The 26599-nt window shown below is 60.3% G+C and carries 24 protein-coding genes and 1 other RNA gene; 9 read left to right on the forward strand and 16 right to left on the reverse strand.

Going from position 1 to position 26599, the window contains the following annotated elements; all coding sequences use genetic code 11:
* The first annotated feature begins 92 nt into the window (after window positions 1-92).
* Complete coding sequence (locus tag ACE3O2_RS16940; RefSeq protein ID WP_374339525.1) at window positions 93-995, forward strand: LysR family transcriptional regulator; 903 nt, start codon at window positions 93-95, stop codon at window positions 993-995.
* Window positions 996-1038: 43 nt separating this feature from the next.
* On the opposite strand, the gene phbB is transcribed toward ACE3O2_RS16940, so the two are convergent.
* Window positions 1039-1782 (reverse strand): acetoacetyl-CoA reductase, encoded by a 744-nt coding sequence (gene phbB, locus ACE3O2_RS16945; protein ID WP_168878459.1) that lies wholly within the window; start codon window positions 1780-1782, stop codon window positions 1039-1041.
* 217 nt (window positions 1783-1999) lie between these two features.
* Between phbB and ACE3O2_RS16950 the strand changes: the two genes are divergently transcribed.
* The gene (locus ACE3O2_RS16950; RefSeq protein WP_374339527.1) at window positions 2000-2947 is read left to right on the forward strand and encodes a D-2-hydroxyacid dehydrogenase; all 948 of its coding nucleotides are present in this window, start codon (window positions 2000-2002) and stop codon (window positions 2945-2947) included.
* A 5-nt stretch (window positions 2948-2952) separates the two neighbouring features.
* Here ACE3O2_RS16950 and ACE3O2_RS16955 read toward each other — a convergent pair whose 3' ends face one another.
* The 3 genes from ACE3O2_RS16955 to ACE3O2_RS16965 all read right to left on the reverse strand — a co-directional run bounded on the left by ACE3O2_RS16955 (window position 2953) and on the right by ACE3O2_RS16965 (window position 5867).
* Entirely contained in the window at window positions 2953-3780 is an 828-nt protein-coding gene (locus tag ACE3O2_RS16955) for a FecR domain-containing protein (protein ID WP_374339529.1), read from the reverse strand.
* Window positions 3777-4982: a diguanylate cyclase gene (locus tag ACE3O2_RS16960; protein ID WP_374339531.1), complete on the reverse strand. Its 1206-nt coding sequence runs from the start codon at window positions 4980-4982 to the stop codon at window positions 3777-3779. Before ACE3O2_RS16960 ends, ACE3O2_RS16955 begins: the two co-directional genes overlap by 4 nt.
* Window positions 4983-5045: 63 nt before the next feature.
* Window positions 5046-5867 (reverse strand): class II glutamine amidotransferase, encoded by an 822-nt coding sequence (locus tag ACE3O2_RS16965; protein ID WP_374339533.1) that lies wholly within the window; start codon window positions 5865-5867, stop codon window positions 5046-5048.
* Window positions 5868-6026: 159 nt separating this feature from the next.
* Here ACE3O2_RS16965 and ACE3O2_RS16970 point away from each other — a divergent pair, with 159 nt between their 5' ends.
* The 3 genes from ACE3O2_RS16970 to hslO all read left to right on the forward strand — a co-directional run bounded on the left by ACE3O2_RS16970 (window position 6027) and on the right by hslO (window position 8219).
* On the forward strand, window positions 6027-6689 hold the full coding sequence (locus ACE3O2_RS16970) for an O-methyltransferase (RefSeq protein WP_168878454.1): 663 nt from the start codon (window positions 6027-6029) through the stop codon (window positions 6687-6689).
* 62 nt (window positions 6690-6751) lie between these two features.
* Complete coding sequence (locus tag ACE3O2_RS16975; RefSeq protein WP_374339535.1) at window positions 6752-7342, forward strand: MFS transporter; 591 nt, start codon at window positions 6752-6754, stop codon at window positions 7340-7342.
* Window positions 7343-7346: 4 nt separating this feature from the next.
* The gene (gene hslO, locus ACE3O2_RS16980) at window positions 7347-8219 is read left to right on the forward strand and encodes an Hsp33 family molecular chaperone HslO (RefSeq protein ID WP_168878452.1); all 873 of its coding nucleotides are present in this window, start codon (window positions 7347-7349) and stop codon (window positions 8217-8219) included.
* 50 nt (window positions 8220-8269) lie between these two features.
* On the opposite strand, the gene ACE3O2_RS16985 is transcribed toward hslO, so the two are convergent.
* Window positions 8270-8608, reverse strand: coding sequence for a helix-turn-helix domain-containing protein (locus ACE3O2_RS16985; protein ID WP_374339537.1), 339 nt, complete (start codon window positions 8606-8608; stop codon window positions 8270-8272).
* A 122-nt stretch (window positions 8609-8730) separates the two neighbouring features.
* Window positions 8731-8828: signal recognition particle sRNA small type (gene ffs, locus ACE3O2_RS16990), an RNA gene on the reverse strand.
* A gap of 263 nt (window positions 8829-9091) precedes the next feature.
* On the opposite strand from ffs, the gene ACE3O2_RS16995 reads away from it, so the two are divergent.
* Window positions 9092-10882 (forward strand): AsmA-like C-terminal region-containing protein, encoded by a 1791-nt coding sequence (locus ACE3O2_RS16995; RefSeq protein ID WP_374339539.1) that lies wholly within the window; start codon window positions 9092-9094, stop codon window positions 10880-10882.
* 33 nt (window positions 10883-10915) lie between these two features.
* On the opposite strand, the gene ACE3O2_RS17000 is transcribed toward ACE3O2_RS16995, so the two are convergent.
* The 10 genes from ACE3O2_RS17000 to ACE3O2_RS17045 all read right to left on the reverse strand — a co-directional run bounded on the left by ACE3O2_RS17000 (window position 10916) and on the right by ACE3O2_RS17045 (window position 23171).
* Window positions 10916-12508 carry a hypothetical protein gene (locus tag ACE3O2_RS17000; RefSeq protein ID WP_374339541.1) on the reverse strand — a complete coding sequence of 531 codons (1593 nt, stop codon included), beginning with the start codon at window positions 12506-12508 and terminating at the stop codon, window positions 10916-10918.
* A 97-nt stretch (window positions 12509-12605) separates the two neighbouring features.
* The gene (locus ACE3O2_RS17005) at window positions 12606-13769 is read right to left on the reverse strand and encodes a pyridoxal phosphate-dependent aminotransferase (protein ID WP_374339543.1); all 1164 of its coding nucleotides are present in this window, start codon (window positions 13767-13769) and stop codon (window positions 12606-12608) included.
* Entirely contained in the window at window positions 13766-14725 is a 960-nt protein-coding gene (locus ACE3O2_RS17010; protein WP_374339545.1) for an FHA domain-containing protein, read from the reverse strand. Before ACE3O2_RS17010 ends, ACE3O2_RS17005 begins: the two co-directional genes overlap by 4 nt.
* Window positions 14713-15972, reverse strand: a complete 1260-nt coding sequence (locus tag ACE3O2_RS17015) for a S1C family serine protease (RefSeq protein WP_374339547.1) — start codon at window positions 15970-15972, stop codon at window positions 14713-14715. Before ACE3O2_RS17015 ends, ACE3O2_RS17010 begins: the two co-directional genes overlap by 13 nt.
* Window positions 15973-16042: 70 nt before the next feature.
* The gene (locus ACE3O2_RS17020) at window positions 16043-18730 is read right to left on the reverse strand and encodes an EAL domain-containing protein (RefSeq protein WP_374339549.1); all 2688 of its coding nucleotides are present in this window, start codon (window positions 18728-18730) and stop codon (window positions 16043-16045) included.
* A 74-nt stretch (window positions 18731-18804) separates the two neighbouring features.
* Entirely contained in the window at window positions 18805-19164 is a 360-nt protein-coding gene (locus ACE3O2_RS17025; protein ID WP_168878444.1) for a darcynin family protein, read from the reverse strand.
* 81 nt (window positions 19165-19245) lie between these two features.
* A complete protein-coding gene (locus ACE3O2_RS17030) occupies window positions 19246-20832 on the reverse strand; it encodes a DHA2 family efflux MFS transporter permease subunit (RefSeq protein ID WP_374339551.1) in 1587 nt (528 codons plus the stop codon).
* Window positions 20829-21473, reverse strand: coding sequence for a VC0807 family protein (locus ACE3O2_RS17035; protein ID WP_374339552.1), 645 nt, complete (start codon window positions 21471-21473; stop codon window positions 20829-20831). The genes ACE3O2_RS17030 and ACE3O2_RS17035 overlap by 4 nt, the downstream gene beginning before the upstream one ends.
* A complete protein-coding gene (locus tag ACE3O2_RS17040) occupies window positions 21473-22528 on the reverse strand; it encodes an HlyD family secretion protein (RefSeq protein ID WP_374339554.1) in 1056 nt (351 codons plus the stop codon). The genes ACE3O2_RS17035 and ACE3O2_RS17040 overlap by 1 nt, the downstream gene beginning before the upstream one ends.
* Window positions 22529-22532: 4 nt before the next feature.
* Window positions 22533-23171, reverse strand: a complete 639-nt coding sequence (locus ACE3O2_RS17045) for a TetR/AcrR family transcriptional regulator (protein ID WP_168878440.1) — start codon at window positions 23169-23171, stop codon at window positions 22533-22535.
* A 165-nt stretch (window positions 23172-23336) separates the two neighbouring features.
* On the opposite strand from ACE3O2_RS17045, the gene prfB reads away from it, so the two are divergent.
* The 3 genes from prfB (at window position 23337) to lysS (ending at window position 26474) form a co-directional block, all read left to right on the forward strand.
* Window positions 23337-24441, forward strand: a protein-coding gene (gene prfB / locus ACE3O2_RS17050) for a peptide chain release factor 2 (protein WP_168878439.1) whose coding sequence is annotated in 2 segments (ribosomal slippage) — window positions 23337-23417 and window positions 23419-24441 — 1104 coding nt in all. Because the reading frame shifts where the segments join, the coding sequence is not laid out codon by codon here.
* Window positions 24442-24443: 2 nt separating this feature from the next.
* A complete protein-coding gene (locus tag ACE3O2_RS17055) occupies window positions 24444-24914 on the forward strand; it encodes an Ivy family c-type lysozyme inhibitor (protein WP_374339556.1) in 471 nt (156 codons plus the stop codon).
* Window positions 24915-24959: 45 nt separating this feature from the next.
* Window positions 24960-26474 carry a lysine--tRNA ligase gene (lysS, locus tag ACE3O2_RS17060; protein WP_168878437.1) on the forward strand — a complete coding sequence of 505 codons (1515 nt, stop codon included), beginning with the start codon at window positions 24960-24962 and terminating at the stop codon, window positions 26472-26474.
* Window positions 26475-26599: the final 125 nt, after the last annotated feature.

The following is a 26599-nucleotide window of genomic DNA, read 5'->3' on the forward strand; positions in this document are numbered from 1 at the left end:
GATGGCATTTGGTGAATACAGGATCACAGTCTAGGCGCATGCTTTGATATTCTCTAGAATGATTGGAGTTATATTTCATATCAGTGATGCTTATGTCTATTACGCTGGATGATCTACGCCTGATTCAGGAAGTGGCCACTCATGGCAGTTTCAGCAAGGCTGCCGCCAGCCTGCGCTGTTCGCAGCCTCAGGTCAGCATGCGGGTGGCCCAGCTGGAGGCAACGGTAGGGGCCATTCTGTTTGAGCGGCACCGCCGCGGCGTGCGCAGCACAGCGGCCTGCGAGGTCTTGCTTCCGTACTTGCAACGCGCTCAGGCTCAGGTGGAAGAGGGGCTGCTGGCGGTCAAAGGGGTGTCAGCCATTCCCAAGATCACCATTGGCAGCCTGCCGTCACTGGCGCACACCATATTTGCTTCGCTGCTGGGCAAGCTGGCGTCCGCCCCGATGGAGATTACCTGCACCACCGGGCATTCCAATGAAGTGATTCGTGGCATTCTGGAGGACACCATCCAGGTGGGTTTCATTCTGGATGCACCCGCCATGGCAGGCATTCAGATGGAGCTGCTGTGGAATAGTCCAATCATTTGTGTTGCTGCAGCAAGTCATCCGCTGGCGGGGCGAAAAAGCCTGGCGCTGGCTGAGATCGCAACTTACCGGGTAGCGCCGCAGAACTGGGGGGACGATGAGTGCACCACGCTGCTGTCTACCTTGCGCAGCTTGCGTAGCGAGCCCATGCCACTGCACCGGGTGGCACCCGCCAATGCGGCACGTGCGCTGGTGCTGGAGCAAGGCTTTATTTCCTTCATGCCGGAGATGACGGTGGTGCGGGAGCTGAGGCTAGGTAGCATGGTGCGTTTGCCGGTGCAGGACCTGCCGCAGTGGTACTGGCGCATCATGATGGCGTGGCGGGCGGGCAAGCAGATTTCCCCGGCCAAGCAGCAACTGCTGGAAACGGGCCGTGCACTGGCGCGCGCCTTGCGACCCTTGCCGGAATGAAAACGGCCTGCACAGGCAGGCCGTGGGTTTGCGCTGGAGCAGCTTACATCATGTGCTGGCCGCCATTCATGGCGATATTGGCACCGGTGATGTAGCCTGCATCCTCCGAGGCGAGGAAGGCCACCACGCCGGCCACTTCTTCCGGCTTGCCCAGGCGGCCCACCGGAATGCCTGCCACGATCTGCTGGCGGACTTCTTCCTTGATGGCCATGACCATGTCAGTGCCGATATAGCCGGGGCTGATGGTATTGACGGTAATGCCCTTGCGCGCCACTTCCTGTGCCAAGGCCATGCTGAAGCCATGCATGCCGGCTTTGGCGGCGGAGTAGTTGGTTTGACCAAACTGACCTTTCTGGCCATTGATCGAGGCGATATTGATGATGCGGCCCCATCCCGCTTCCAGCATGGCTTCCAGTACGGGCTTGGTGATGTTGTACAGGGAGTCCAGGTTGGTGGCCATCACCGCATCCCAGGCATCCTTGCCCATTTTGCGGAAGGTGCCATCGCGGGTAATGCCCGCGTTGTTGACCAGCACATCAATCGTGCCGACCTCACTCAGTACCTTGCCGACCATCGCCAGGCAGGCATCGGTGTCCGTCACGTCACAATGATATGCATGAAAGGTATAGCCTTCGGCCGCTTGGGCGGCCAGCCAGTCGTTTTCCTTGCCGGGGCGGCTGTAGGTGGTAACGACGGTCATCCCAGCATCAGCCAGTCGGCGGCAAATGGCTGTGCCAATGCCGCCCATGCCGCCGGTAACCAAGGCGATGTGCTTGCTGGTGGTCATGTTCTTTCTCCTTATGAGTCGAAATTCAATGGCGCCAGTGCAGCCTGAAATGCAGCGCAAAAAAATCCTATCACGCGTTTATGACGACAGTAAGAAAAGTTTCATGTTGTGAATCAACATTTCACATTGAATCAGGGCTTTGCCCTGTCTTTTAGTACAGCTGGCACGGGCTGGAACCTGCTAAGCTTGGGCTTGATCATCATCAAGCAGGGTTGGCATGCAGCGCATTGTCTTTCTGGATCAGGCATCATTACCCGTACCGTTGCCGCCAGTGACTTTCCCCCATGTCTGGGTCAGCTATCCAGCCACCCGACCGGAAGAGCGGGCTGTGCGCCTGCAGGGGGCAAGCATCGCGGTGGTCAACAAGGTCCGAATGGATGCCGAGCTGCTGGTGGCATTGCCTGATTTACGGATGATCGCGCTGGCGGCGACCGGCAGTGACAATATCGACTTGCAAGCCTGCCAGGAGCGCGGCATTGCCGTCAGCAATATCCGTGACTATGCGCTGGACTCGGTGCCCGAGCATGCCCTAGCGATGTTGTTTGCCTTGCGGCGGGCCTTGCCTCACTACCGACAGGCTGTGCAGCAGGGAGAATGGCAGCAAGCCGGGCAATTCTGCCTGTTTGGCCCGCCCTTGCTGGACGTGGCGGGAAGCCGGCTGGGCATCGTCGGGCATGGCAGCCTGGGCCAAGCGCTGGCACGCAAGGCGCAAGCGTTGGGCATGCAGGTATGGTTTGCTGAACGCAAGGGGGCGGCAAAGTGTCGGCCGGGTTATCACCCCTTTGATGAGGCGCTGCAACAGTGCGATGCCATCAGCCTGCATTGCCCGCTGACCCCGGAAACCCGCCACCTCATTGGTGCGCGAGAGTTAGCCTTGATGCCGCGCCATGCCATCGTGCTCAATACCGCACGTGGTGCCCTGATTGAGCCCCATGCCTTGCTGCAAGCGCTGCGCGCAGGCCGCTTGGGGGGCGCGGGGATTGACGTGCTGCCCGAGGAGCCACCCATTCATGGCCACCCTCTGCTGGAGGCCGCGCTGCCTAACCTGCTGGTAACGCCTCATGTGGCGTGGGCCAGCCAGCAAGCCATGCAGCAGCTGGCGATACAGCTGGTCGAGAACCTGAATGCTTTTTTGGCCGGGGAACGGATGCGCCGCCTGGTATGATGGACTCAGCGGCGCCGACCCTTGCCCTCTCTGGGATGGAAATCCCGAGCGTCTTTCACGCGTTGCTGACGCTGCTGCTGCCGTGCTTCCCGTCGCGCCTGCCGCATCTGCTCCAGGCGAGGCTGTCGGTCCAGGTCCAGACCAAAGCCCTGCCCACGCCGGTTGTGCAGTTGTGACAGCACTTCGCCCAGATTCACCTGGCGGTCGAACCGGGACAGCCGTTCACGCAAGCGGCCTCGGCGATCTAACTGAAGCCCCGTTCGTTTGGTACTGGCAAAGGCTTCCTGCTCCGGCCCCACGGTCAGCATGTCGCCATCCTGCTGAAGCTCGATTTCACCATCGTGTACGCCCGCATAAGTGCCCGCTTCCAGCTCAGCATCGGCGCTGTCATCCATGATCGCCATCACTTCGTAGTCGGTACCGCGAATGCCAATGGTGAGCTGAGGCGTTTTCAATTGGTAGGATGCCGGATGACGCTGACCGATGGCTCCGGTGACCGAGCGTAACGAGCCGGTCAACAGGCTGAGCCAGCTGCGACCTTCTTCCGGTTGTTGCGGGCGATAACGATACTCTTCTATCCGCAGTTGGGTCTGTGCCCGCAAGGTCAGGCTGGCGCCATCTTGCATCGACAGGATGACCCAGCTATTCTGGCCCGTACTGACCACATCGCCATTCTCCAGGGGATCATCCATCTCAATGGGTTCACTGGACGTTTTCCCCGCGTGGCGAACGGTAACGCTACCCTGACTGGCATGGACGTAGCCGACCGGACTGGATACGGCGCTGAGCGAGCAGAGCAGGCTGATCACAGCGACAAGCAGACATCGTGTCATGAGGCGTGCTCCAGATAGGCGGGAGGGTTAAGCTGCGTGGCGGAAACCACCCGATTGCGGCCTTGAGCCTTGGCGGCGTAGAGCGCCTTGTCTGCGTGATCAAGCCATTGCTCACAACTCTCACCCGGCTGGAACGCGGCAACCCCGGCAGACAAGGTGACCCGCAACGGGGGGGTATCCAGAATGGGCTGGCTGGCGATGTACTCGCGGAGTCGTTCTGCCAGCATCATGGCGGTACTTTCCTCGGTCATGGGCATGACAATGACGAACTCTTCACCACCATAACGGGCGATGGTGTCGGTCTGGCGTACCTGTGGGATGCAGCGCTGTACCAAGGCGCGCAAAACCTCATCTCCGATCAGGTGGCCGTGCTGGTCGTTCACCTGTTTGAAATGGTCCAGATCCAGCAGGATCAGGCTGACAGGGTGACGATAGCGCAGGCTTTTCTGCTGCTCCTGCTGCAACAGGTTGAACAGGAAGCGCCGGTTGTAGCAGCCCGTCAAGTCATCGTGGGTGGCCAGCTCATTGATCCGCTGCAGGGCGAGGTGCAGCTCGGCATTGTTGCGTTCCAATTCCTGGTTGGTGTGCTGCAGCACCTGATTCAGATGCGCATTTTCCAGCCGTGCTGAAATGCGGGCACTGAGCAGGCGGGAAGCTCGCCAGCCATAACTGAGCAGTACCACGACATAAACCAGACCGGCCAGGGCCAGAGCATGATCCAGCGCCTGGCCACGCTGAGACAGTACCCAGAGGATCGGCACCCACATGGTCAGCAGCATGATGGCGCAACTGCGGAACACCACGGCGTAGATGATGATGTTCGCACCTGAAATGCCGCAGAGGAACAACAGCAGCAATAACTCGTACAACTGCGAGGCCGGGGAGAGGATGGGCAGGCTCAGTCCCCAGGCGAGTCCACTGAAGGTCAGGATCAGCAAATGCCGGTTGATCCAGAAGCGCGCTTCGGTGGCGGCGGGCTTGCGGCGAATGAAATGAATGATTTCATAGCCGTAGGCCAGGTCCACCCCGATGCGCAAAGTCAGCCACCACTGCAGGGCCGTGTGGGAAACCGCTGGCCACAGGACATAGCTGAGCAGCAGCCAGGCCAATGGCGCGGCCACCAGGGTGTCGCGAGTCTGATCGTGCAACAGCCGGGCCTGTTCACCCAGAGTTTCCTGCTGCAAGGAATGATGCGCGTGCATGCCCAGCCCCTGCTCCTCGGCAGTTCAGTTGAGGCGCGCTGTACGACGACCCTGTGGACGACGTCAGTCCTCTCTCTGCATTGTAGTGGGCACTGGCATTTTTTCCGGTAAATGCGAGAGACGAACCTCACCGGCTTCGAACAGCAGCAGCTGCCCCGGCAGGATGGGGGTCCAGGCTTCATTATCGGTCAAGGGTTCGGTGGCAATCACCGCCACGCGATCAGCCGGTGTGGTGACGGTACTGAAGTCGATCTCGACATCCTCATCCAGCAGGTGCGCAGTATGAAAGGGCGCCTGCCGGATCAGGTAGCTCAGCTTGCTGCTGCAGTGGGTGATCAGCCAGCGCCCGTTGGACAGCATGAAATTGAAGGTGCCATGCTGTGCCAGCTCGGCAGCCCATTCGGCTACCACTGGGAACATGGCCGCAACGTCTGGCGGTTGGGAGAAGCGCTGCCGCAGCCGCTCCAGCAGATGGCAGAAAGCCTGTTCGCTATCGGTATCGCCCACCGGGCGGTAGTAGTGGCCCCGGCCAAAACCCGCAGGCAGGTTTTTCAGGTCGCCATTATGGGCAAACAGCCAGTACTCCCCCCACAGCTCGCGCTGAAAAGGGTGGCAGTTCTCCAGTTTGACCTCGCCCTGTGTCGCTTTGCGGATGTGCGCGATGACATTGAGGGATTTGATCGCATAGTGGTCCAGCAACTGGGCCACGGGCGACTGGCAGGCGGCCTGGCGGTCCAGAAACACCCGGCAACCGCGGCCCTCAAAAAAACCAATACCAAAGCCATCGCCGTGCTCACCGGTAATGCCGGAGCGCTGGCGGAAGCCGCGAAACGAAAACTGGATATCGGTTGGGACATTACAATTCATGCCGAGCAACTGGCACATGATGCGCTTCCACGACGGTGCAATGGACATAGCATAGCGCGATTGCGGCGCACAGGCATGCAATTCCCGGTTTGTCGGCATGCCAATCAGGCACTAAACTGCAATCAGCCAGGACGGTATATGGCCACTGTCTGCCCAGCCCCTTGATGGAGTCCGAGCATGAGCCAGAAGACCATTCAGTTGACCGAACCCTTGTACCAATACTTGCTTAGCCACTCCTTGGCCGAGCATCCCTTGCAAAAGCAGCTACGCGAAGAAACCGATGACCTGCCGATGGCGCGCATGGCCACGGCACCGGAGCAAGGCCAGTTTCTCGGGGTGCTGATTAAGGCGCTACGGGTGAAACGCTATCTGGAGATTGGCACTTTTACCGGCTACAGCAGCCTGTCGGTGGGCTTGCACTTGCCGGAAGATGGCGAGATGGTGGCGCTGGAGCGCAAGCAGGAGTGGGCCGAGATGGCGCAGGTGTACTGGGAGCGAGCCGGTTTTGCCAGCAGGGTGGACCTGCGGGTTGGCAATGCGCTCGACAGCTTGCAAGACCTGCTGGCGGAGGGGAAGGCCGGGTGGTTTGACCTCGCGTTTATTGATGCGGACAAGCCGCATTACAACGATTACTTTGAGGCCTGCCTGCAGCTGGTGCGGCCACAGGGGCTCATCATCATCGACAATGTGTTGTGGCATGGCAATGTGATCAAGGCAGACCACACCGACGCGGATACCGAGGAAATGCGTGCCTTTAACCGTCGCGTACACCAAGACCCACGTGTGGAAATCACCATGCTGCCTTTGGGGGACGGCATGACCTTGGCTTACAAGCAGTGATGCGGCTGGCTGTTACCGTGGACGTCTTCCGGTACAATAGGGTTTTTGCTGTGAGCTAGGCCATGACCACCATTGTTGTGGTGCGCAAAGGGGATCAGGTGGTGATTGCCGCCGACAGCCAGTCCACCTTTGGCGATACCCGTATTTCGGCTGGATTTGATGCCGCCTGGAACAAGATTTTTCGCAAGGGCGACAATTATCTGGCCATCTCTGGCAGTGCCGCGCACGATCTGGTGCTGCAACAGGCGCTGGGCAAGGAAAAGCGTCTGCGCCTGCATAGCCGGGCAGCCATCTTCGAGACTTTCCGCAAGTTGCACCCCAGGCTGAAAGAGGAGTTCTTCCTGAATCCCAAAGAGGAGGAGGATGATCCTTATGAGTCCAATCATATGTCGATGCTGATCGCTAACCCGCATGGCATCTTTGGGGTGTACTCCATGCGCGAGGTCTATGAATACACCCGTTTCTGGGCAATTGGCAGCGGGCGCGAGTTCGCATTGGGGGCCATGCATACGGTGTACGATCAGCTGGACGATGCGGCCGCCATTGCCCGGGTCGGGATTGAGGCGGGGTGCACGTTTGATGTGGGCTCCAGCCTGCCGGAGACACAATATGTTGTGACGCTATCTGCCGCGGCGGGCAATGAAGAGGATTGAAACCATGTCAGACAACCTGAAACGTTTTCTGTTTGATGATGCCCCGGTGCGGGGGGCCATGGTGCAGCTGGAAACCGCTTGGCAGCAGGTGATTGATCGGCATGACTACCCGGATGACCTTAAGCTGGTACTGGGTGAGATGCTGGCTGCCGCGACGCTATTGTGTTCCAACATCAAATTCCAAGGCGCCTTGATCATGCAGCTGCATGGTACGGGGCCGTTACGGCTGGCGGTGGTGGAGTGTACCCATGACCTGATCGTGCGTGCCACCGCCAAATGGGAAGGGCAGCTGAACGGCCTGACCTTGCAGGACATGCTGGGTCATGAGGGCAAGTTTGTCATTACGCTGGACCAGCTGGGGGCCGCACAGCCTTATCAGGGCATTGTTGCGCTGGAGGGGCGAACCATTGCCGAGATGCTGCAGCATTACATGCAGCGCTCCGAGCAGCTGGAGACGCACATCTCGCTGGCCGCCAACGAACAGCGAGCCTGTGGTTTGCTGTTGCAGCGGCTACCTGAGGGACATGGCCCGCAAGAAGGCTGGCAGATGGTCGAGCAGCTGGCACACACCGTGACTCCGCTGGAGCTGATCAACCTGCCGCCTTTGCAGTTACTGCACCGCTTGTTTCACCAGATGGAAGTCCGAGTGCTGGCGGATGCCGAGGTGGCATTCGGTTGTCGTTGCAGCCGCGACAAGGTGGCCAATATGTTGCGCATGTTGGGGCGCGATGAGGTGATGTCGCTGGTGGCCGAGCAGGGCAGTGTGCAGGTGGGGTGCGAATTCTGCCACACCCAGTATGTATTTGATGGGGTGGATGCCGAGGCGCTATTTGCCTCTGTCGGCAGCAGTGTCGAAGGGTCTTCCCGGCAGCACTGAGGCCACGCCATAAAAAAGGCCCGCATCAGCGGGCCTTCGGGCGGAGCCTTTCAGGACTCATCGTCGGCATCGGCGTCCAGCGGGCTGCTGGACTCGCTGCCACTCTTCCAGCTCTTGGCCGCCTTTTTCAGCTTCTTGTACAGGTCAGGATGCTGTTCGCGCAGGTATTCGACAATTTCAAAATCTTCGCGACGAACCTTGGTCAGGTCCAGATGCTCAACATGCACCAGGCGCAACAACTCGCGCACCGGTTTGGGCATGTTGCGCCCGCTTTCATAGCGGGATCCACCGCTTTGCGTCACACCGATCTTGGTCCAGAACTCTTCCTGGTTCTGCCCCAGTTTCTTGCGAATGTCGCGGGGATTCAAAATTTTTTCAAACAGTTTCATGGCAGAATCTCTCGAATCGGTGAAACACTGCAGCTGATCTGACCTATTGCATGGCATATGCAAAGGGTCTATCCAGTTGTAGCTGACAACCGTCCGGCAAGCAAGAAAAATAATGACGAGTGGGTGGCGAGCCGTTCCCCCGGCACTTGCATTGAGCAGTTATGGCTGCTTCCTTCCGGACCTGACCAGGTTCCTGCCATACAATGCGGGGCGGCCCGCCATGGATCAGCCTCTAATTATGAACGCTCGACCTCTAATTTGCAAAGGAAAAACAGGGTAAATCGCGCGCGGGCAGGGTGATTGGCCTGCCATGGTGTTGCAGTCGCGCGACGTCAGCCGAGCATGATCTGTTACAGCATGTTACATGGCAGCTGGGCAGGGTGTTCATCCCGCATGGGGCAGGCTAGTATTAGCAGGTGCGTGGCCGCAGGCGGCTTATGCGAGTATCATTGTGATGATGTATTCAGTCAAGGGCGCTAACAGGTGGCTGCCAATAACCCGCAATTCCAGACCGGCTTGATCTTTGCCAAAACCCTGCAAGGGGAAGAGGAGGTCAAGTCACGGCAGTTGCAGCTGGAGCGTAATGTACGGCTGGTCCTGATTCTGGTGGATGGGGTCACACCGGTGGCGCAGCTGCTGGAAAAGGTCCCCAGCACCGAAAATGTACCCAGCATTCTGGCGCGGTTGTGGCGCGAGGGACTGATCGAACCGGCCAGCATGCCCTCGCAGGCGCCGGACATGTCGCCGGGCGAACTCGGGCCCGCCAGTCAGTCCCCCTTCCGCAACAGCCAGCCGCTGACCCAGCCACCGATCGTTCGCAATGAGCCGGTATGGGGGGATCCTGTGCCGGATGAGCCCCTGACCGAGATGCCGCCCCTGCGTGCAGAGCCACCCCTGCGTGGCGGCCGTAGCGCCACACCAGCCAAGCCGCCGTCTCCGGGGAAGGCCGGTGTGCTGCATCAACTGACACAATGGTGGTCTTCCCGGCGATCCCGTGGGGCGCCCCGGACACGGGTAGATCGTGTCAAAGCCAGTCGACAAGCCGGGGTGATCTTGCTGGTCGGGCTGGTGCTGACTTTGGGCGCGACCGCCGCCTTGCCTTGGCTACCTATCCAGTGGCAGCCCGCGATTGCCCAGCAGGTGAGTGATGTCTTGTGCGGGCAGGGCTCGCACTATGCCAAAGTACGTGCGGCCATGTGGCCCAGCCCGCACTGGCAGGTCGAAGACATTGCCGGCGACGGATGTACCGCGCCGATTGCCTCACTGGAGATCCGTTTTCCCTGGTTGGCGCTGGTACATCAGGACCTGCCGCCGGATCAATTGTTGCTCAAGGGCATGACCCTGGATGCAGGGCAGCTGTCGTCCTTCCTGCAGCGCAAAGGGGGGGATGGCCGCCTGCCGGTGATCCGCCTGCAGGAGTTCACCTTGAAGCTGGCCGGGCAGGACTGGGCAGGCTTGAATGGTGAAATGACCCTGGAAGCCGCGGGTGTCTCGCACTTACGGCTGGCAGGGGAGGCCATGAGCTTTACCCTCAAGCGGGAGGGCGCTGGCTATGCGCTGGAGGGGGCGGCAAATGGTCTGAAGATTGCTGGTGTCAGCCTGGATGATGTGTCGGCAAAAGGCGTGTGGTTGAGCGATCGCCTGAACCTGAACGAGCTGGTGGTACGTGCCGCTGGCGGTAGTGCCCAAGGCCGTGGCAGCCTGAGCCTGGGGGCCACCTTGCAGTGGCAGGCCGATCTGGCGGTCCAGCAGCTGGATCTGGCGCGCTGGCCGCGCTCCCCTTTGCTGCCTGAGGGCGAGGCCAAGGGCAATGTGCGTGTGACGGCACAAGGCCAGGATTGGGCTTCCCTGTGGAAGACCCCGCAGCTGGGCGGCACGCTGGAGCTGAAGCATGGCGTGCTGGCGGGCATGGACTTGCTGGACGTGGCGCAGGCAGAAGCCGCTCAGTTGCCGGGCGGGGGACGTACGTTGTTTCTGCAGTACCAGACACGGCTGGATTATCGTGCCGGGCAGTGGAGCCTGAGCTCGGGTCAGCTACAAGGACCGGCCCTCAATGCCAGCCTGCATCTTCAAGGCAGTGGTGAGCAGGCGATTACCGGCAGTGTGTCGGTGTCCTCCAGCAAGCTGCGGTTGGCGTCATCAAGCTGGGCAATTCAGGGGGCGCCCGGTCAACTGGGGCTGCGACGTACCAGTGGTGGTGGGGGCATATCTGGCAAGGCGCCCCAATCACCATCCACCCCATCTACAGAAGAGTCGGCTTCCAGTCCGGGTTAAGCAAGGCCCCGCAGCCGAGGCTGCAGGGCGAGGTCAGGCGGCTTGTTTGGCGAGGACGCGAAATCCGGCGCACTGATAGCTGTGATCACCAAGGGTAGGCGGGGTGAGCTCAATCTCGTAATGCTGGCTGCCCGCCAGCATTTGGCATGGGTGACGGTCGTCGAGTACCCCGGTAGGCAGTACCAGCGCACGCTTGAGTCCAAGCTCGGCGTTATCCGGGAAATAGAGCGCAGTGGCCTGACGGTTGCCTTGCTGCAGGGTGACTTGGCGGAACTGGGTTGCCAGCAGTTCAATCCCGAGCTTGAGTTTCTGGTCGTTGCTGATCCGGCGCACCACACCGACGATCAGTTGCTCGCCACGCTGCAGACCAATCAGTTCTTGCATGTGAATCGGCACCGCATGCTCTTGCTCGGTCATGATGCCGAACCCCCGGATGCTCTCATCCTCCAGCTGCCAGTCCGGGCTCGTCATCAGCTCAACATCGGTTGGCAAGGGGCGCGGGCTGCTGACGCTCCGCCGTTGCAGCACTTCCAGCTCTACCGGCTGACGATGGCTGCTGCTGACCACCGTGCTGCCGCCGGTCAGGTTGTGCAGAATCGCATTCAGGCCGATCAGGATCTCCACTCCTTGCTGGCGGTTGTTGCGCTCAAAGCGGCGTGATGGATATTGATCACGCGACCAGCAGGCCAGGGCGCGCTGCAGGCCGGGTTCGTCCCGGTTGCGCTGGAAGTGTTCACCCAGGCCCAGCTGCGCTGGCACTTCGCCCATTTCCAGCTCGGATTGTGTTTGCTCCAGCGCTTCCAGTAGCGGCTGGGTGTTGATGTAGCGGTAAGCGGCCGCAATCATGTTGCGACGCAGCCGGTGCGCCGGGCGATGTGCCTCCAGATTGATGGCATAAACCTGCCGATGCGGTTTGATATCCCGATCCAGCTGCACCAGCTTGGTCTGCCGCATCAGCCACTGGTCAAGGGCATCAATCTGCCGGGCACTCAAGCCTTCGGGCTGGGCCAGATGCAGCAGGTGCATGCGTAGCAGCACATCTTCACAGCTGATGGCCGGGGTACCGACATGAAGCACCATGGGGGTGCGCGCAAAACGGTGCTCTTCCGCAAACAGGTAAAGCCGGTCCAGATTGCGCCACACCCGTTGTCCGACCGGGTGATACTGCAGCAAGGACCACTTGCCCAGTTCGGCAAAGGCAGAGAGGGCGCGAGCGGTGGCCATCGGGATGGCGTCTTGCAGTGCACGGCTGGGTTTGCGCTGATAATCGCGCAGCACCAGGCGATAGCCATCTGCCAGTGCCGTCCAGTATGCACGCAGCAGGTCAACCTGTGGCTTGATCAGCTGGGGTTCCCGGTCCAGCTGGCGCAAACATTCGCGCACCAGGCCCAACTGCAAAGGCTGGGCTTTTTCATCAATGTATTGCAGGGTGCGCAAACGTTCCTTGCTGGACAAGCGGCCATTCTGGTTCAGCTCCTGCAGGGATTTGATGATGGCGCGATGGGCGGAGGTCATGTCGCGATCTGCCAGTCCCGCCATCATCTGGGTGGCGGTGGTGAGGTCGCTGACGGCACCAGACTTGCGGGGACGCAGCAAGGCGGTAATGAAACCCTTGATGTCAAACATGGGGAACACCCTGGAAACGGAATGAGTGGAGTCTGGTTTTTACTATAGCCGAGACTGCGCACTCTGAAGGTGAACAATTGTTATCCAGGGCGGGGGGTTACAGCGCCTTTCGCAGGCGCTCGGCCATCTGCTCCAGCCGGGGAACCTGCACGGTATAGGCGAAACGCACATGCTCGCGGGCGCGATGCTGACCAAAGTCGATGCCCGGTGTGATGGCAACATGCGCCTGTTGCAGTAGCCGTGCGCTCAATGCTTCACTGTCACCGGCCAGCGTGCTGCAGTCGGCGTAAACATAAAAAGCCCCTTGCGGCTGGCTGTTGATCCGGAAACCCAGCTGCTGCAACATCGGCAGCAGGGCATCACGCCGGGATTTCAGTTCCAGCCGTCGCTGCTCCAGCAAGCGCAGGGTATCGGGCTGAAAAGCCGCCAGCGCGGCGTGCTGCGCTGGGGTCGAGGCTGCAATGAAGATATTTTGTGCCAACCGGTTGACGGCATCCAGATAGGCCTCCGGCACCACCAGCCAGCCCAGCCTCCAGCCGGTCATCTGGAAGTACTTGGAGAAGCTGTTGATCACGAACAGCTGGTCCGACTGGGCCAGTGCGGTATGGGCCGCCTGATCATAGACCAGGCCTTGGTAGATTTCATCGACAATCAGGCGACCACCCCGTGCCAGCGCAGCGGTATTCAACGCGGCCAGCGCTTCTGCAGACAAGAGTGTGCCAGTCGGGTTGGACGGGGTGGCCACGAGTGCTGCGACCGTGTCCGCAGACCAGTGCTGGGCCAGATGATCCGCGGTCAACTGATACTGGCTCTCCGGACCGACCGGCAGGTTGACGGCGCGACCTTCCAGCAAGTGTACAAAGTGCCGATTACAAGGGTAGGCCGGGTCACTCAGCAACACTTCCTTGCCGGGAGATACCAGCGCCGCCAGCGCCAGCAGCAGGGCGCCGGAGGCACCTGCGGTGATGACGATACGGCGAGCCGGTACCTGTACGCCGAAGCGGCGGGCATAGTCCTCTGCAATGGCTTCGCGTAGCGCGGGCAACCCCAAGGCCGGGCTATACCCGGTGTGTCCGGCCTGCAAGGCGGCCATGCCCGCCTGGATGATGGCGGGAGGCGTGCCAAAGTCGGGCTCGCCGATCTCCATGTGAATGACATCATGCCCCTGCTGCTCCAGCTGGCGGGCTTGCTCCAGCAGCGACATCACATGAAAGGGGGCGATGAAGTCCAGGCGGCTGGCCAGTGGGGAGGGCGGGGTCATGGTTGCTGGGCATCCTCATCAAGTTGTTGCTTGAGCTGCTCACTGTCTTTCAGAAAGCCATCCAGGCTTTGATCTGCCGTCAGGTGCAGGCCGGGCGGCAGCAAGGTGGTGTCCACATCCAGGGTGTCGCTGGGTGTCAGCGATGCGGCATAGCTGAACATGATCCAGCTTCCCCACAGGATGAAGGCTGCTGCACTGCCGATCCAGCGCAGGGTGCGGATACGCAGGCGACTGGCCAGGCGCAGGTGCAGGTAGACCAGCAGCGCCAGCCCCAGCCCAACGGCAATGAAGCTGAGCCAATCGGCCAACTGGGGCAGATTGAAGGAATAAGACAGCAAGATGTGGCCGATTTGCAGCAGCACGCTGCTGAGCACGGCCAGGGTGGCAATGGTACCGTGGGCAAAGAACAAGGCCCGGCCCGTGAAGACCCGACCCAGGGTACCCCACAGGGCTGCCCATACCGGCAGCCCTACCAGCAGCGGCCAGCTGGCGTTCAGGATATCGGGCAGGGCGCGCGGCTGAAAACTGTTCCAGTAGCCGTCAAAGCCGGCCAGTGCCAGGGTCAGCGTGAACAGGAACAGAAACAGCCAGACCCGGTTGATACGGGGTTGCGGCAGGCGCACGGTATCCAGTGGGCGGGTAGGCCCCAGGTTGGCATGCGGGGTGCGCAGGCGCAGTTCGCATTCCCCCAGACGCAGCATCAGTTCGTCACGCAGCGGAGCTTGCTGGATACGGCGCTCGCCGGACCAGCTGCCGTTTTCGCTGTCGCAGTCGATCACGTACAGGCCGTTGTCGCCCAGTTGGATGGACAGATGCAGGGGCGATACGGTGTCATCGTCCAGGATCACATGGTTGTGATAATCACGGCCCACGGTAACCGGGAAATGCGCCAGCCGGTGCCGTTCCTGTACTTTGCCGTGCGCGTCCAGGACTTCCAGGAAGACTAGTTCTGCCATGCGAAGGCCTCGATGAATTGACGGGTCAGCAAACGGCTGTTGTCAAAATTGATGCCAGAGATGGCATAGGTGCTTTGCAGGCCGCGCTGGTTTTCGTTGAGGGTGGCCAGCTTCAGCACCATGTCGTACAAGCCGGAGAGCCGTTTGTATGGGCGCAGGCACAGGGCAACCCGCATTTTCAGCTTGTTGTGCGCCACAAAATCGGTCTGGCAGGCAAAGCTGCCGACATCGACCAGCGCACTGCCCAATTCACCGCCCTGCTGGGCAAAGAACTGCTGATACAGATTGTAGAAGCGGAAGCGGTTGACGCCGGGGGCCTCCAGATAGTCATGCTGGAAGCTCAGTTTGCCGGTATTGCTGTCACCATAGAGAAAGATGTCATCCTCACTGGAGCACTGTTGCGAGTAGCGGCGGTAAAGCTGCGAGCCGCTCTGGTCCGTATCTGCCCAGCACTTGCTGAAATTGCCCAGGGTACTGGGCACCCGGTAGCCGTGAAACAGGGTGGTCGGCAGGGCCTGTTTGAGCAAGCTGCTACTGATGCGCGCCTGATTGGCCAGAAGCTGGTCACGCACGGCATTGAGCGGGGTGCCACTGTAAGGCTTTTGCTGGAGGAGGCGGAGCGCATAGGTGGCCGGTACCAGAAAGCCGATCTGGTTGCCTGCAGTGGCAACATTGATGCCCACCACCCGGCCATCGCCCAGAATGGCAGGGCCGCCACTCATGCCGCTGTTGATGGCGCCGGTGTAATGAATCTTCTCGTAGAGTGAGCCCACCAGCAGACCATTATAGGTGCCTTCGACAATGGTAAAGCCGAGATCATGCGGGGTGCCGATCGCGTAGACTCGGGTACCTTTTGGTGGCGCGGTGGGTTCAATCTGGAAAAAATCGTTGGCAGGACGCCCGGTTTCCACGACGGCGAGGTCATGAATGACATCCACATTCACCACTTTCAGCGGGCGGACCTCGCTGTCGCTGTAGAACACCTCACCACGGTACAGGTCCGGACGGAAGACCAGGTCGGAGATGACATGGTAGTTGGTGATGATCTGGCCGCGGCTATTGACGATAAAGCCGGAGCCTAGCGAGGTTTTTTCGTTGGCACTCTTCTCCAGAATGCGCAACTGCACGAAGCGCTGCTTGCTCTGCTCAAACACGGCTTCTGTGCTGGGTGCATTGTCTGCCTGACTGGAGAGGGGCAATACGCCAAGCAGCAGGGCAAGGCCCAGTTCAAGAAGGGTACGGCGCATGGTGATCAGGCCATTCGGGCAAAAGCGGTATTGTAGCCTGAATTGGCGGCCCGGCGGTGTGGCTTCACGGTCAGGGCGAGGAGGGGGAGAGCGCCGGCTGGGTCTCTTGTTCACGCAGTAGTTGTTGCAGCAGGTGCGTGGCATCGACCGGTCGGCTGAACAGGTAACCCTGCATGTAGTTGCAGCCGATCTGGCGCAAGAAGGTTGCCTGCTCTTCCTGCTCGATGCCCTCTCCGGTCACTTCAATACCGAGCGAGTGCCCCATGTTGACGATCATCGACACCAATTGGCTGTGGTTGCTGGAGCCGGGGACGCCGCTCATGAACATGCGGTCGATCTTCAGCTTCTGCACCTGGAACTGCAGCAGGTAGTTGAACGAGGCGTGACCTGCGCCAAAATCATCAATGGCAATCGAGATGCCCAAGGTACGCAGTTGTGCCAGATTGGCTCCCAGTGCGGGGGAGGGCTCCAGCATGATGCGCTCGGTGAGCTCCAGCTCCAGTGCGCGTGGCGGCAGATTGTGGCGGGCCAGAATCTGTTCCAGCATGACCGCCAGCCTGGGGTCATGCAGTTGTGCGGCAGACAGGTTGACCGCCACCGGCAGCAGACGGCCACACTGGTTGCGCCAGAGGGCAATTTGTTCCCCCGCCGTCTGCAGTACCCAGTTACCGATCGGAATGATCAATTCATTGGCCTCTGCCAGTGGAATGAACTGATCTGGCGGTACCATGCCCAGCGTGGGGTGCTGCCAGCGCAAGAGCGCTTCGACCGCAACAATGCGCCCGCTACGGCTCTCTACCACCGGCTGGTAATGCAGCATCAACTGCTGCCGCTCCAGCGCATGGTGCAGATCGTTACTCAGTAATTGTTGCCGGGCCATTTGTGCCTTGACCTCGGTATCAAACAAAGTCCAGCCCTGATAGGCCTGCTGCAGGTTTTGTTGCAGGGCCAGTTCGGCGTGTTGCAGCAGGCTGTGAAAATCGTCAGCATCGCGGCCATGTACGCTGATCCCCAAGCGGGGGCGCAATACCAGTTGGTGGCCTTGCACCGACAAAGGCTGGCTCAGGTTGCTCAGCAACATATCGATCCGCTGCTCCAGCGTGAGGGGGGGCGCAATGTACAGCAATAAAGCGAACCGTGTGCGCCCTATCCGGGCGAAGGCCTCTTGGCCGTACAGCAAGGGTTGCAGGCGCTGCACCAGTTGTGCCAGCAGGGCTGGCCAACCACCTGGCCCCAGCAAACCCGAGAAATCGTCCTGCAGGTTCAGGTCCAGCAGGGCACATACCCGAGTGGCGGTGTCTGCCGGGTTGCGCTGCTGCCATTGCATCTGTAGATGCAGGGTGTTGGGGGCATTGCTTTCTGCATCGTAGTAAAGCTGGCGGTATAGCTGTCCCTCGACCTGGCTGCGGGCACTGCGCTCCTGCTGCAAGGCGATGAAGTCTGCCAGTGCCGCCAGGTAATTCAACTCGTCTGAATGCCAGTTGTGTCCGGCTACAGCGCCTGCACACAGCAGGCCGCCAAACTCCCCCTCATGTTGCAGCAGCTGCCAGGCCAGACTGGCGGGGTCGGACAAGTTGGCTTGCAGTATCACGGCATGCATGGCCGGGTCAGGTGGCTCTGACACCACCGTATGTTGTTGCATCAGCCGCTGCCGGTGTGGGGCACTGCGCGGGAAAGGGATGCATTTTCCCAGCAAAGCCTGAGCCGATTCCGGGCTGACATGGGTGCAGCGTAGCTGCTGTTGTACAGGCTCCAGTTGCCACAAGCTGATAAAGGGGCGCTGCAGGGTATGCACTGCAATGCCCAGGATGTGATCAATCCGCTGGTTCAATGGCAGCACCTGGGTGCTGGTCGAGCTGACCATGGTACGCAAGCTTTCCCCTTGCTGGATCAGCCGATGGCTGGCTGCCGCGGTGCGTCGTTGCCCTGCGCGGATCACGGTAGCCAGCCAGCCGGCCAGCCCCAGCAGCAAGCCACAAAACAGCAGAACGGGTAGCCACAGCCGCTGCAGCATGCGTGCTCCTGGCTGCTGGACTTGCCAGACCAGGTAGCCGAGCGTGCTGTTGTCGGGTGTCAGCAGAGGGATATAGGTGGGCTTGGCCGGATCCGGACGGGCCTGCAGGGTGAGCCGGTCCAGGACCAGCTCCTTGCGGATGGCGTCGAGATACTGCGCTGAGATTTGCCGGTAGAACACCATATAGCGATGTGAGCGCGCAACATTACCGGCGGTTTGCTTCTGTATGGGCATGAAGGCCACCCAGTAGTAGTAATTGCCTTCTCGCAAAACAATGGACTGGGCGCGGGAGACGGAAGTGCTGGGGTGACGAGTCGCACTTTGCAGGGTGCTCCAGCCCGGCAGCACGGTGGCGCTGCGGAAACTGCGCTCGTGGCCCTGCTGCAGAACGTAATACAGCAAGGCGTTATCGGGGTCGAAAATGGCCGCCGTATCAATCTGGAAGTCCGAGTAGATGGTCGGGGTCAGATTGGAGCGTAGCCACACCAGATCAGGTGCACTGTCGTCGGGGATGTGGATGGCCATGTCATCCCATACCGCGTAATCCCGCAGCTGTTTGACCAGCAGTGTTTGTTCCGCCAGCAAGCGGGTGCGCAGTTGCTGGTTGGTGTGCAGGGTGAAACTTTGATCCTGCCAGCGGGCGGCCAGCCACACCATCAGCATGAAGCCGGACAAGGACAGCATGACCAGCAGGCTGAACGGGACCAGCGGCTTGAGCAGGGTGTCGCGGGTGAGTCTTGGCACGCAGACCTCAAGAAATCATGAACCTATGATTCCCATTATAGGTGGCATGCAGGAAACTGACAGCTCTGCGCGCCTTACAGCGGAATGGTCAGCAGGTCTTGGCCTTGCGCCGGAGCGGCTTCATAGCTCTCCAGACTGCTTTCGACAGTCGGCAGAATGGCTGCGACCGTGAAGTAAGGTTTCTGAATGACCTCGGAATCACGGATGGCATCAATCAGGGCATAGTAGGAAGGCAGATCATTGGTTTCCAGCATGATGATGTCGCTGACCTGGGCCGAAAAATACTCACCGTCAAAGAAGCGGACGTTGACCGCAGGGAAGCGGGCAAACACCGGAAACAGCTGCTGGGCAATGTACTCGCTGCGCGCTCGCCGGGACAGGGCCAGCCAGGCGGGGGTGGCGTTCAGATGAATGAAAAAGGTGTGCTTGAACATGGCCGGCAACCCGCTGCAAGGATGTGAGGCGGGCCATTCTGGCCTCGACGGGCTTGCCCTGTCAATGCCGTCAGCGTGCTGTCAATGCGCGTCACTACTGATGTTACCGGCGCGTGTCTTTTTCATGACGGTCAGCAGGGGCAGGACCAGCAACATCACCAGCCCAAAGCCAAAGAACAGCTGCTCGTACGACAGCATGGCGGCCTGTTTGCTGATCTGGTTGCTCAAGGTGGCCAGGGCACGAGCCTTGGCCACCCCTTCCGACAGAGAGAGGCTGGCAAAATGCTGCTGCAGTGCCAGCAGGCGCTCCTGGGTGGCTGGGTCGTTCAGTGCCGTATGCACCAGCAGACTGGAGCGATTGGCGTTTTGCAGGCTGCTCAGCAAGGTGGCCGAGACGGCGATGCCCACACTGCCACCCAGCTGGCGGCACAGGTTGTAAATCCCGGTTGCATTCGGCGTTTCATGCAGCGGGATGTTGGCCATGGCCACGCTGCTGAGCGGCACAAAGATCAGCCCGAGCCCGATGCCTCGCAGCACCAGGGGCCAGAAAAAGTCATCTGCACCCGACAGGGTGGTGAAGTGCTGATGCTGCCACATGGAGAACAGGAAGATCACCACGCCAGTGAAGATGATGCGGGTGGGCTTGACCCCACGCTGCAACAGTTTGCTCGACATCATCATCATGATGCCGCTGGCAATGGCGGAAGGCAGGATGGCCATGCCGGTCTGCCAGGCATTGAAGCCCATCAGGGTCTGTACATATACCGGAAACACAAACACCGTACTGTACAGGGCCGCGCCCAGAATGAAGCCAAAGATCATGCCCGCCGCAAACTGCTTGTCCTTGACCACGCGGACATCCACAATCGGATGCTCGATTTCCAGCTGACGGATGATAAAAGCAGACAGTCCCAGAATACTGGCCACGATATAGGCGATGACCTCATTGGATTCCAGCCACTCCAGCCGTTCGCCCCGCTCCAGCAAGGTTTGCAATGCCCCGACGCCGATCGCCAGCAGCAGCAAGCCGATATAGTCCACCGACTCAGCTTTCTTGCCATGCTTCGAGTCCGGCACAAACTGCAGGCTCAGCAGCAACGCCAGCGCGCCCAGCGGAACGTTGATGTAGAAAATCCACGGCCAGGAGTAGTTTTCGGTCAGATAGCCGCCGACAGTAGGCCCCAGCATCGGGCCGACCATGATGCCCAGGCCGAAGATGGCGAATGCACTGCCCATTTCCTGCGGCGGGAACACTTCGGACAAGGTGCTTTGCGCGGTCGACAGCAGACCGCCACCACCCAGACCTTGCACGATGCGCCAGAACACCAGCCCACCCAGCGAGGTGGCATTGCCGCACGCCACAGAGGAGACGATGAAGACAATGATGGAGAACGCAAAATAATTACGCCTGCCAAACTGGACCGACAGCCAGCCGGAGATGGGCAGCACGATCACATTGGCCACCACATAGCCAGTCGACACCCAGGCAATCTCGTCCAGCGTGGCTCCCAGGGTACCCATCATGTGCGGGATGGCAACGTTGACGATGCTGGTGTCCAGCAGCTCCAGCACTGAAGCCAGCGTCACGGTGAGGGCAATGATATAGCGGCTGGCGTACTGCGATTCCTTGCTGGTGGTGCGTGCCAGACCCGGTAGCCAGGGCTTCATGCGGTCACTTCCTGACGATCCGGCTGGCTGAGGCGCTGCTTGAGCTGACGGCGGAAGCGGGCAGTCCAGAGCGCCAGCAGTGCAAAGCTGCCATACAGAATGAAGGGCGAGATCGCCAGATAGTGGGCGATGGGCAGGCTCCAGGCCAGGCTGCTGCGCAGCGCGGCCTCGGCCAGCATACCGCCGCCCCACACCAGCGTCATGGTGCGCAGCGCTTGCTGCATCACCGGGTGGGATTGTCGTTGCTGGAAGCGCAGAAGTGCTTCGTGACCCTCACGTCGCAGGGTGGCTTCCGCCAAGTGGTACAACACGGGCCGACGTGCCAGCAGACTCAGCAGGGCCAGTACCCCCAGCACACCGGTGATCAGCGACTCACGCACCAGCAGCAGGCGCGGGCTTCCCCCCAGCAGCAAGGCCAGCAGCGACAGCGCAATGCCCAGCAAGCTGACCAGAGACAAGGCATCCAGCCGGCGGTGCCACAGCCATTCCACGCCGCTCCACAACAGGGAGGGCAGCGCGGCATAGATCAGGGCACGGGTGTCGCCGACGCTGGACGACCAATGCTGGTAAATCCACAACGGCAACAGGATGTTGACCGCCAGATCAAGCAGCAGCATGCGGCGCTTGAGCAGGGCCTCCATTACATGACCACCGTTGCGACCACACTCATGCCCGGGCGCAGGGGGTAGTGTGCCGGGTCCAGCTTGTTCAGGCGAATCTTCACCGGCACCCGCTGTACCACCTTGGTGAAATTGCCGGTGGCGTTGTCAGGCGGCAACAAGGAAAAGCGTGCACCGGTGGCGGCAGACACCGAATCCACTTCACCTTCAAATGCATGGCCGGGGTAGGCGTCCACTTCGACTTCAACCTTCTGCCCGGCGTGGATGCGGCCGATATCGGTTTCCTTGAAGTTGGCGGTGACCCACAGGTCATTTTCCGGCACCAGCGACAGCAAGAGTTGGCCGGGCTGCACCAGTTGGCCGGGCTCCAGCGATTTTTTGCTGACCCGGCCGGCGACGGGGGCCTTGATCTGGCTATAGCTGAGCTGCAAGGCGGCGTAATCCCGTGCGGCACGGGCGGATTGCACGCGTGCTTCGGCCTGCTTCAGGTTGGCGCCGCCGACCTGCACCTGCTCGCCGGCAGCGTGGGCATTGCTGCGCATGGCCTGCAGATTGGCTTCGGCAGCTTGCAGATTGGCTGCTGCGGCGTCCAGCTGTTGCGGCGGCAGGAATTTTTGCGCCACCAGAGACTGGATACGCTGGTAGTCCTTGCGCGCCTTGTCGGCGTTGGCTGCCGCCTGCTGGATGTTGGCGCGCGCAGCAGAGGCATTGGCTTCTGCCACGCTGATCTGCGCCTGGATCTGTCCGGTCTGGCCCTTTTGCCCGACGGCAGCCTGGGCGGCGGCCAGCTCGGCTTCGGCCTGGTTCAGGCGTGCCTGCAAGTCACGGATGTCCAGCACGGCAATGACGTCCCCAGCTTTGATCAGCTGGTTGTCACGCACACTGATCTGGTCGATATAGCCACCGATCTTGGGCAGCACCGGCACAATATGGCCTTCGATCTGGGCATTGTCCGTGCTGACATAATGGTTACCATGCCACCACTTGTAGCCGAGACCGGCGCCAATGCCGAGGGTGGCCAGCAGCAAGACCAGACGGGCTTTGTTCTGTTTCTTCGGCGCAGCAGGGGTATCCATGGGGTCAGTTCCGCTCAGGGTGGGCGCGCAGGCCGTTCAGTTGCAGATTCAGATGGAAATCCACATAGTCGCGGGGCGTCATGTCGCTCGATTCGAACGCAGCGAAAGAATGCAGCCAGATGTGATACAGCAGGATAGGCGCGATCAGGTTGCGTGCCGCCAGCAGGGTGTCCATCGGGCGGAATTCGCCGGAAGCCACGCCTTTGTCCAGCACACTGGCAAACAGACGGCGGCCACGCAATACCACCTCTTGATGATAGAAAGCAGCAATCTCTGGATACTGGTTGCCGTCTGACAGCATGACCTTGGTCAGGCACACGCCTTTGCGTTCCAGCAGTTTTTCGACCCAGCTGTGGGTCAACGCCTTTAATAACTCGGTGGCACTGCCTTCAAAGCTGGCGACGCGGGACTCTCCCAGCTCCAGCATCGGTACTACCATCTCGCGGATGGCGCTGAAGAACAGCTCTTCCTTGCTATCGAAATAAAGGTAAACCGTGCCTTTGGTGACGCCCGCCAGTTTGGCGACCTCATCCAGCTTGGTGGCGGCAAAGCCACGCTGCGTAAACAGGGTCAGTGCGGCGTCGATGATTTCCTGGGGGCGGGCGTCTTTGCGCCGTTGCCAGCGGGTTGAGGTGTCGGTCATGGTCTTTGAAAATAACTAACTGGTAAGTTATTTTAATGGTGTGGCAATGGAAGTCAAGCATTCCTTGCCTGCTTTGAAATGCTGCCAGCCCGTTACAGTCATGTATAATCAGTCGTTTAGCTTGAATCGCGCACCTTTGCCAGGTGCGCCGTAAGGGAAAGAATCATGGAAATCGAACTGCAGAATGCCATCGACAACAATCTGGCAGACCTGACCGAGCGCACCGCGTCGCTCCGGGGGTATCTTTGACTACGACCGCAAAGCGGAACGTCTGGAAGAAGTAGACCGGCTGCTGGAAGACGCCGCCATCTGGAATACTCCGGAAAAAGCGCAAGAGCTGGGTCGTGAGAAAAAAGCACTGGAAGGCGTGGTGCTGATGCTGGCCCGTGTGGACCAGACCCTGCGCGATGCACGCGAACTGTTTGACCTCGCCAAGCTGGAAGACGATACCGACACCATCGCGGCGGTGCAGGACGACATTCAGGGAGCGCAGGCGGAAATCGAGAAGCTGGAATTCCGCCGCATGTTCAGCAATCCGCAAGATCCGAACAGCTGCTTTGTGGACATCCAGTCCGGTGCCGGTGGTACCGAAGCGCAGGATTGGGCGGGCATGCTGTACCGCATGTATACCCGCTATGGTGAGCGCAAAGGCTTTACGGTAGAGGTGCTGGAAGAGTCCGAGGGCGAAGTGGCGGGCATCAGCAGCGCCACCCTCAAGCTGACTGGCGAATACGCCTACGGTTTCCTGCGCACCGAGACCGGGGTGCACCGGCTGGTGCGGGTGTCACCGTTCGACTCCAATGCCCGTCGCCATACTTCGTTTGCCAGCGTGTTCGTTTATCCGGAAGTGGATGACAGCATTGAGGTGGACATCAACCCGGCAGACCTGCGGGTGGATACCTACCGCGCCAGCGGTGCCGGTGGTCAGCACATCAACAAGACCGACTCTGCGGTGCGGATTACCCACTTGCCGACCAATATCGTGGTGCAGTGCCAGAACGACCGCTCGCAGCACAAGAACCGTGCCGAAGCGATGAGCATGCTGAAGGCTCGTCTGTACGAGCTGGAGCTGCGCAAGCGCAATGAAGAAAAGCAGGCGCTGGAAGCGGGCAAGTCCGATATTGGCTGGGGCCACCAGATTCGCTCCTATGTATTCGACCAGAGCCGGATCAAGGATTTGCGCACCAATGTGGAAGTGGGCAACCTGAAGAGCGTCATGGACGGTGATCTGGACATCTTCATTGAAGCCAGCCTGAAGCAAGGGGTGTAAGCATGCGTATGCGTTTTGCCGCCCTGGCTTTGCTGTGTCCGCTGCTGGCCTTGGCGCACGGTGGCCATGGCAGTAACCCGGCAGACTGGCCGGAGGCTTACCGCCGCTATGCGGGTAAACCGGCGGAGGTGGTGGCGCGGCAGGCGGATGTTCGCCAGGCCTGGCAAAGCCTGCTGCAGCCGCTGGCAACGCAATACCCCTGGCTGGCGCAGTTCGGTACGCAGCGCCCCAGCGAGCTGGCTGGCTTCAATGCCCGCCTGTATCTGCTGTACGAAGGTTGCCGTCCGGATGATTGCGATGGCGAGCGCTACCTGATGCTGTTTGACCCTAATAGCGGCAAGGCCTGGGCCGCGCTGCGGCTGGATCAGCACGCAGAGGGCAAGACTGCAGCCACCCGCATCCAGTGGCTGGGCGCGCCTGACGAGCCCACGCTGACCTATATGGCGAGCCACCTGTTTGAATTTGCCGATTGAGCGATCAATCGCCCCTGTTTATTTGGATTTGAGACCGGACCCATCATGACTGACAAGCACGCGCCCGACGCCGCGCAGGAACCCGTCAACGAAAACCAGATCATTGCCGAACGTCGGCAGAAGCTGACCGAGCTGCGTCAGCATGGTGTGGCCTTCCCCAACGACTTCGATCGCACCCACTACGCTGCAGACCTGCACGCCGCTTACGACGAGTTGGATAACGAGGCGCTGGAAGCCAAGCAGGTGGAAGTGGCCGTGGCAGGACGCATGATGCTCAAGCGCGTGATGGGCAAGGCGGCGTTTGCGACGGTGCAGGATAGTGGCGCACGCATTCAGCTGTTCATTGGGGTTGACCAGGTTGGCGCTGATGCGCTGGCGGCATTCAAGCATTGGGACATGGGCGACATCCTCGGTGCCCGTGGCACCATGTTCAAGACCAAGACCGGCGAACTGTCGGTCAAGGTGACAGAGATTCGTCTGCTGGCCAAGGCGCTGCGCCCGTTGCCAGAGAAGCATCATGGTTTGACCGATACCGAGCAGAAGTATCGCCAGCGCTATCTGGACCTGATCACCAACGAGCACACCAAGCTTACCTTCATCCGCCGCTCCCGCATCATTCAGGGTGTGCGCGAGTTCATGACCGCGCGTGGCTATCTGGAAGTGGAAACGCCGATGATGCACCCGATACCGGGCGGCGCCAATGCCAAGCCGTTTGTGACCCATCACAACGCGCTTGACATGCCGCTGTACCTGCGCATTGCACCGGAGCTGTACCTCAAGCGTCTGGTGGTGGGGGGCATGGAGAAGGTCTTCGAGATCAACCGCAACTTCCGTAACGAAGGCATGAGCACGCGGCACAACCCCGAGTTCACCATGATGGAGTTCTACGAGGCCTACCGCGACTACCGCTACATGATGCAGATTACCGAAGACGTGATCCGCCATGTCGCCAAGCAGACCCTCGGCACCACCCATATTCAATACCAAGGCAAGCCGCTGGACCTGTCCAAGCCGTTCGCCCGCTTCACCGTCAGCGAAGCCATTCGCCACTATCACCCCAACTACACGGCCGAGCAGCTGAACGACCGCGCCTTCCTCAAGGAAGAAATCAAGCGCGTGGGCGGCAAGCCGGTGCTGACCGATGGTATCGGTGGCCTGCAGTTCTCCCTGTTTGAAGAAACCACCGAGCAACTGCTGTGGGAACCGACCTATATTGTCGATTACCCGGCAGAAGTGTCACCGCTCGCCCGCGCGATGGACAGCGACCCGCGCTATACCGAGCGCTTCGAGCTGTTCATGGTGGGCCGCGAGCTGGCCAACGGCTTCTCCGAGCTGAACGATCCGGAAGACCAAGCCGAGCGCTTCATGGCTCAGGTCCGCGCCAAGGATGCGGGCGACGACGAAGCCATGCACTTCGACGCCGACTACATCCGCGCACTGGAACACGGCATGCCACCGACCGGCGGCTGCGGTATCGGCATTGACCGACTGGTCATGCTGCTGACCGACAGCGCCTCCATTCGCGACGTGGTGCTGTTCCCGCAGATGCGTCCGGAGTAAGTGGCGACGCGAGCGCTATATTACATACAACAACACCGCCTTTTGGCGGTGTTGTTGTATGTGGCGCTGGAAGAGCGGGGCCAATTTTGTCAGAGTCCCCCTGTGAGCAAGCCCAGAAAGGGGAT

Origin of the sequence: Leeia sp., from assembly GCF_041909055.1 — a bacterium.
In the GTDB taxonomy this organism is placed as follows: Bacteria; Pseudomonadota; Gammaproteobacteria; order Burkholderiales; family Leeiaceae; genus Leeia; species Leeia aquatica.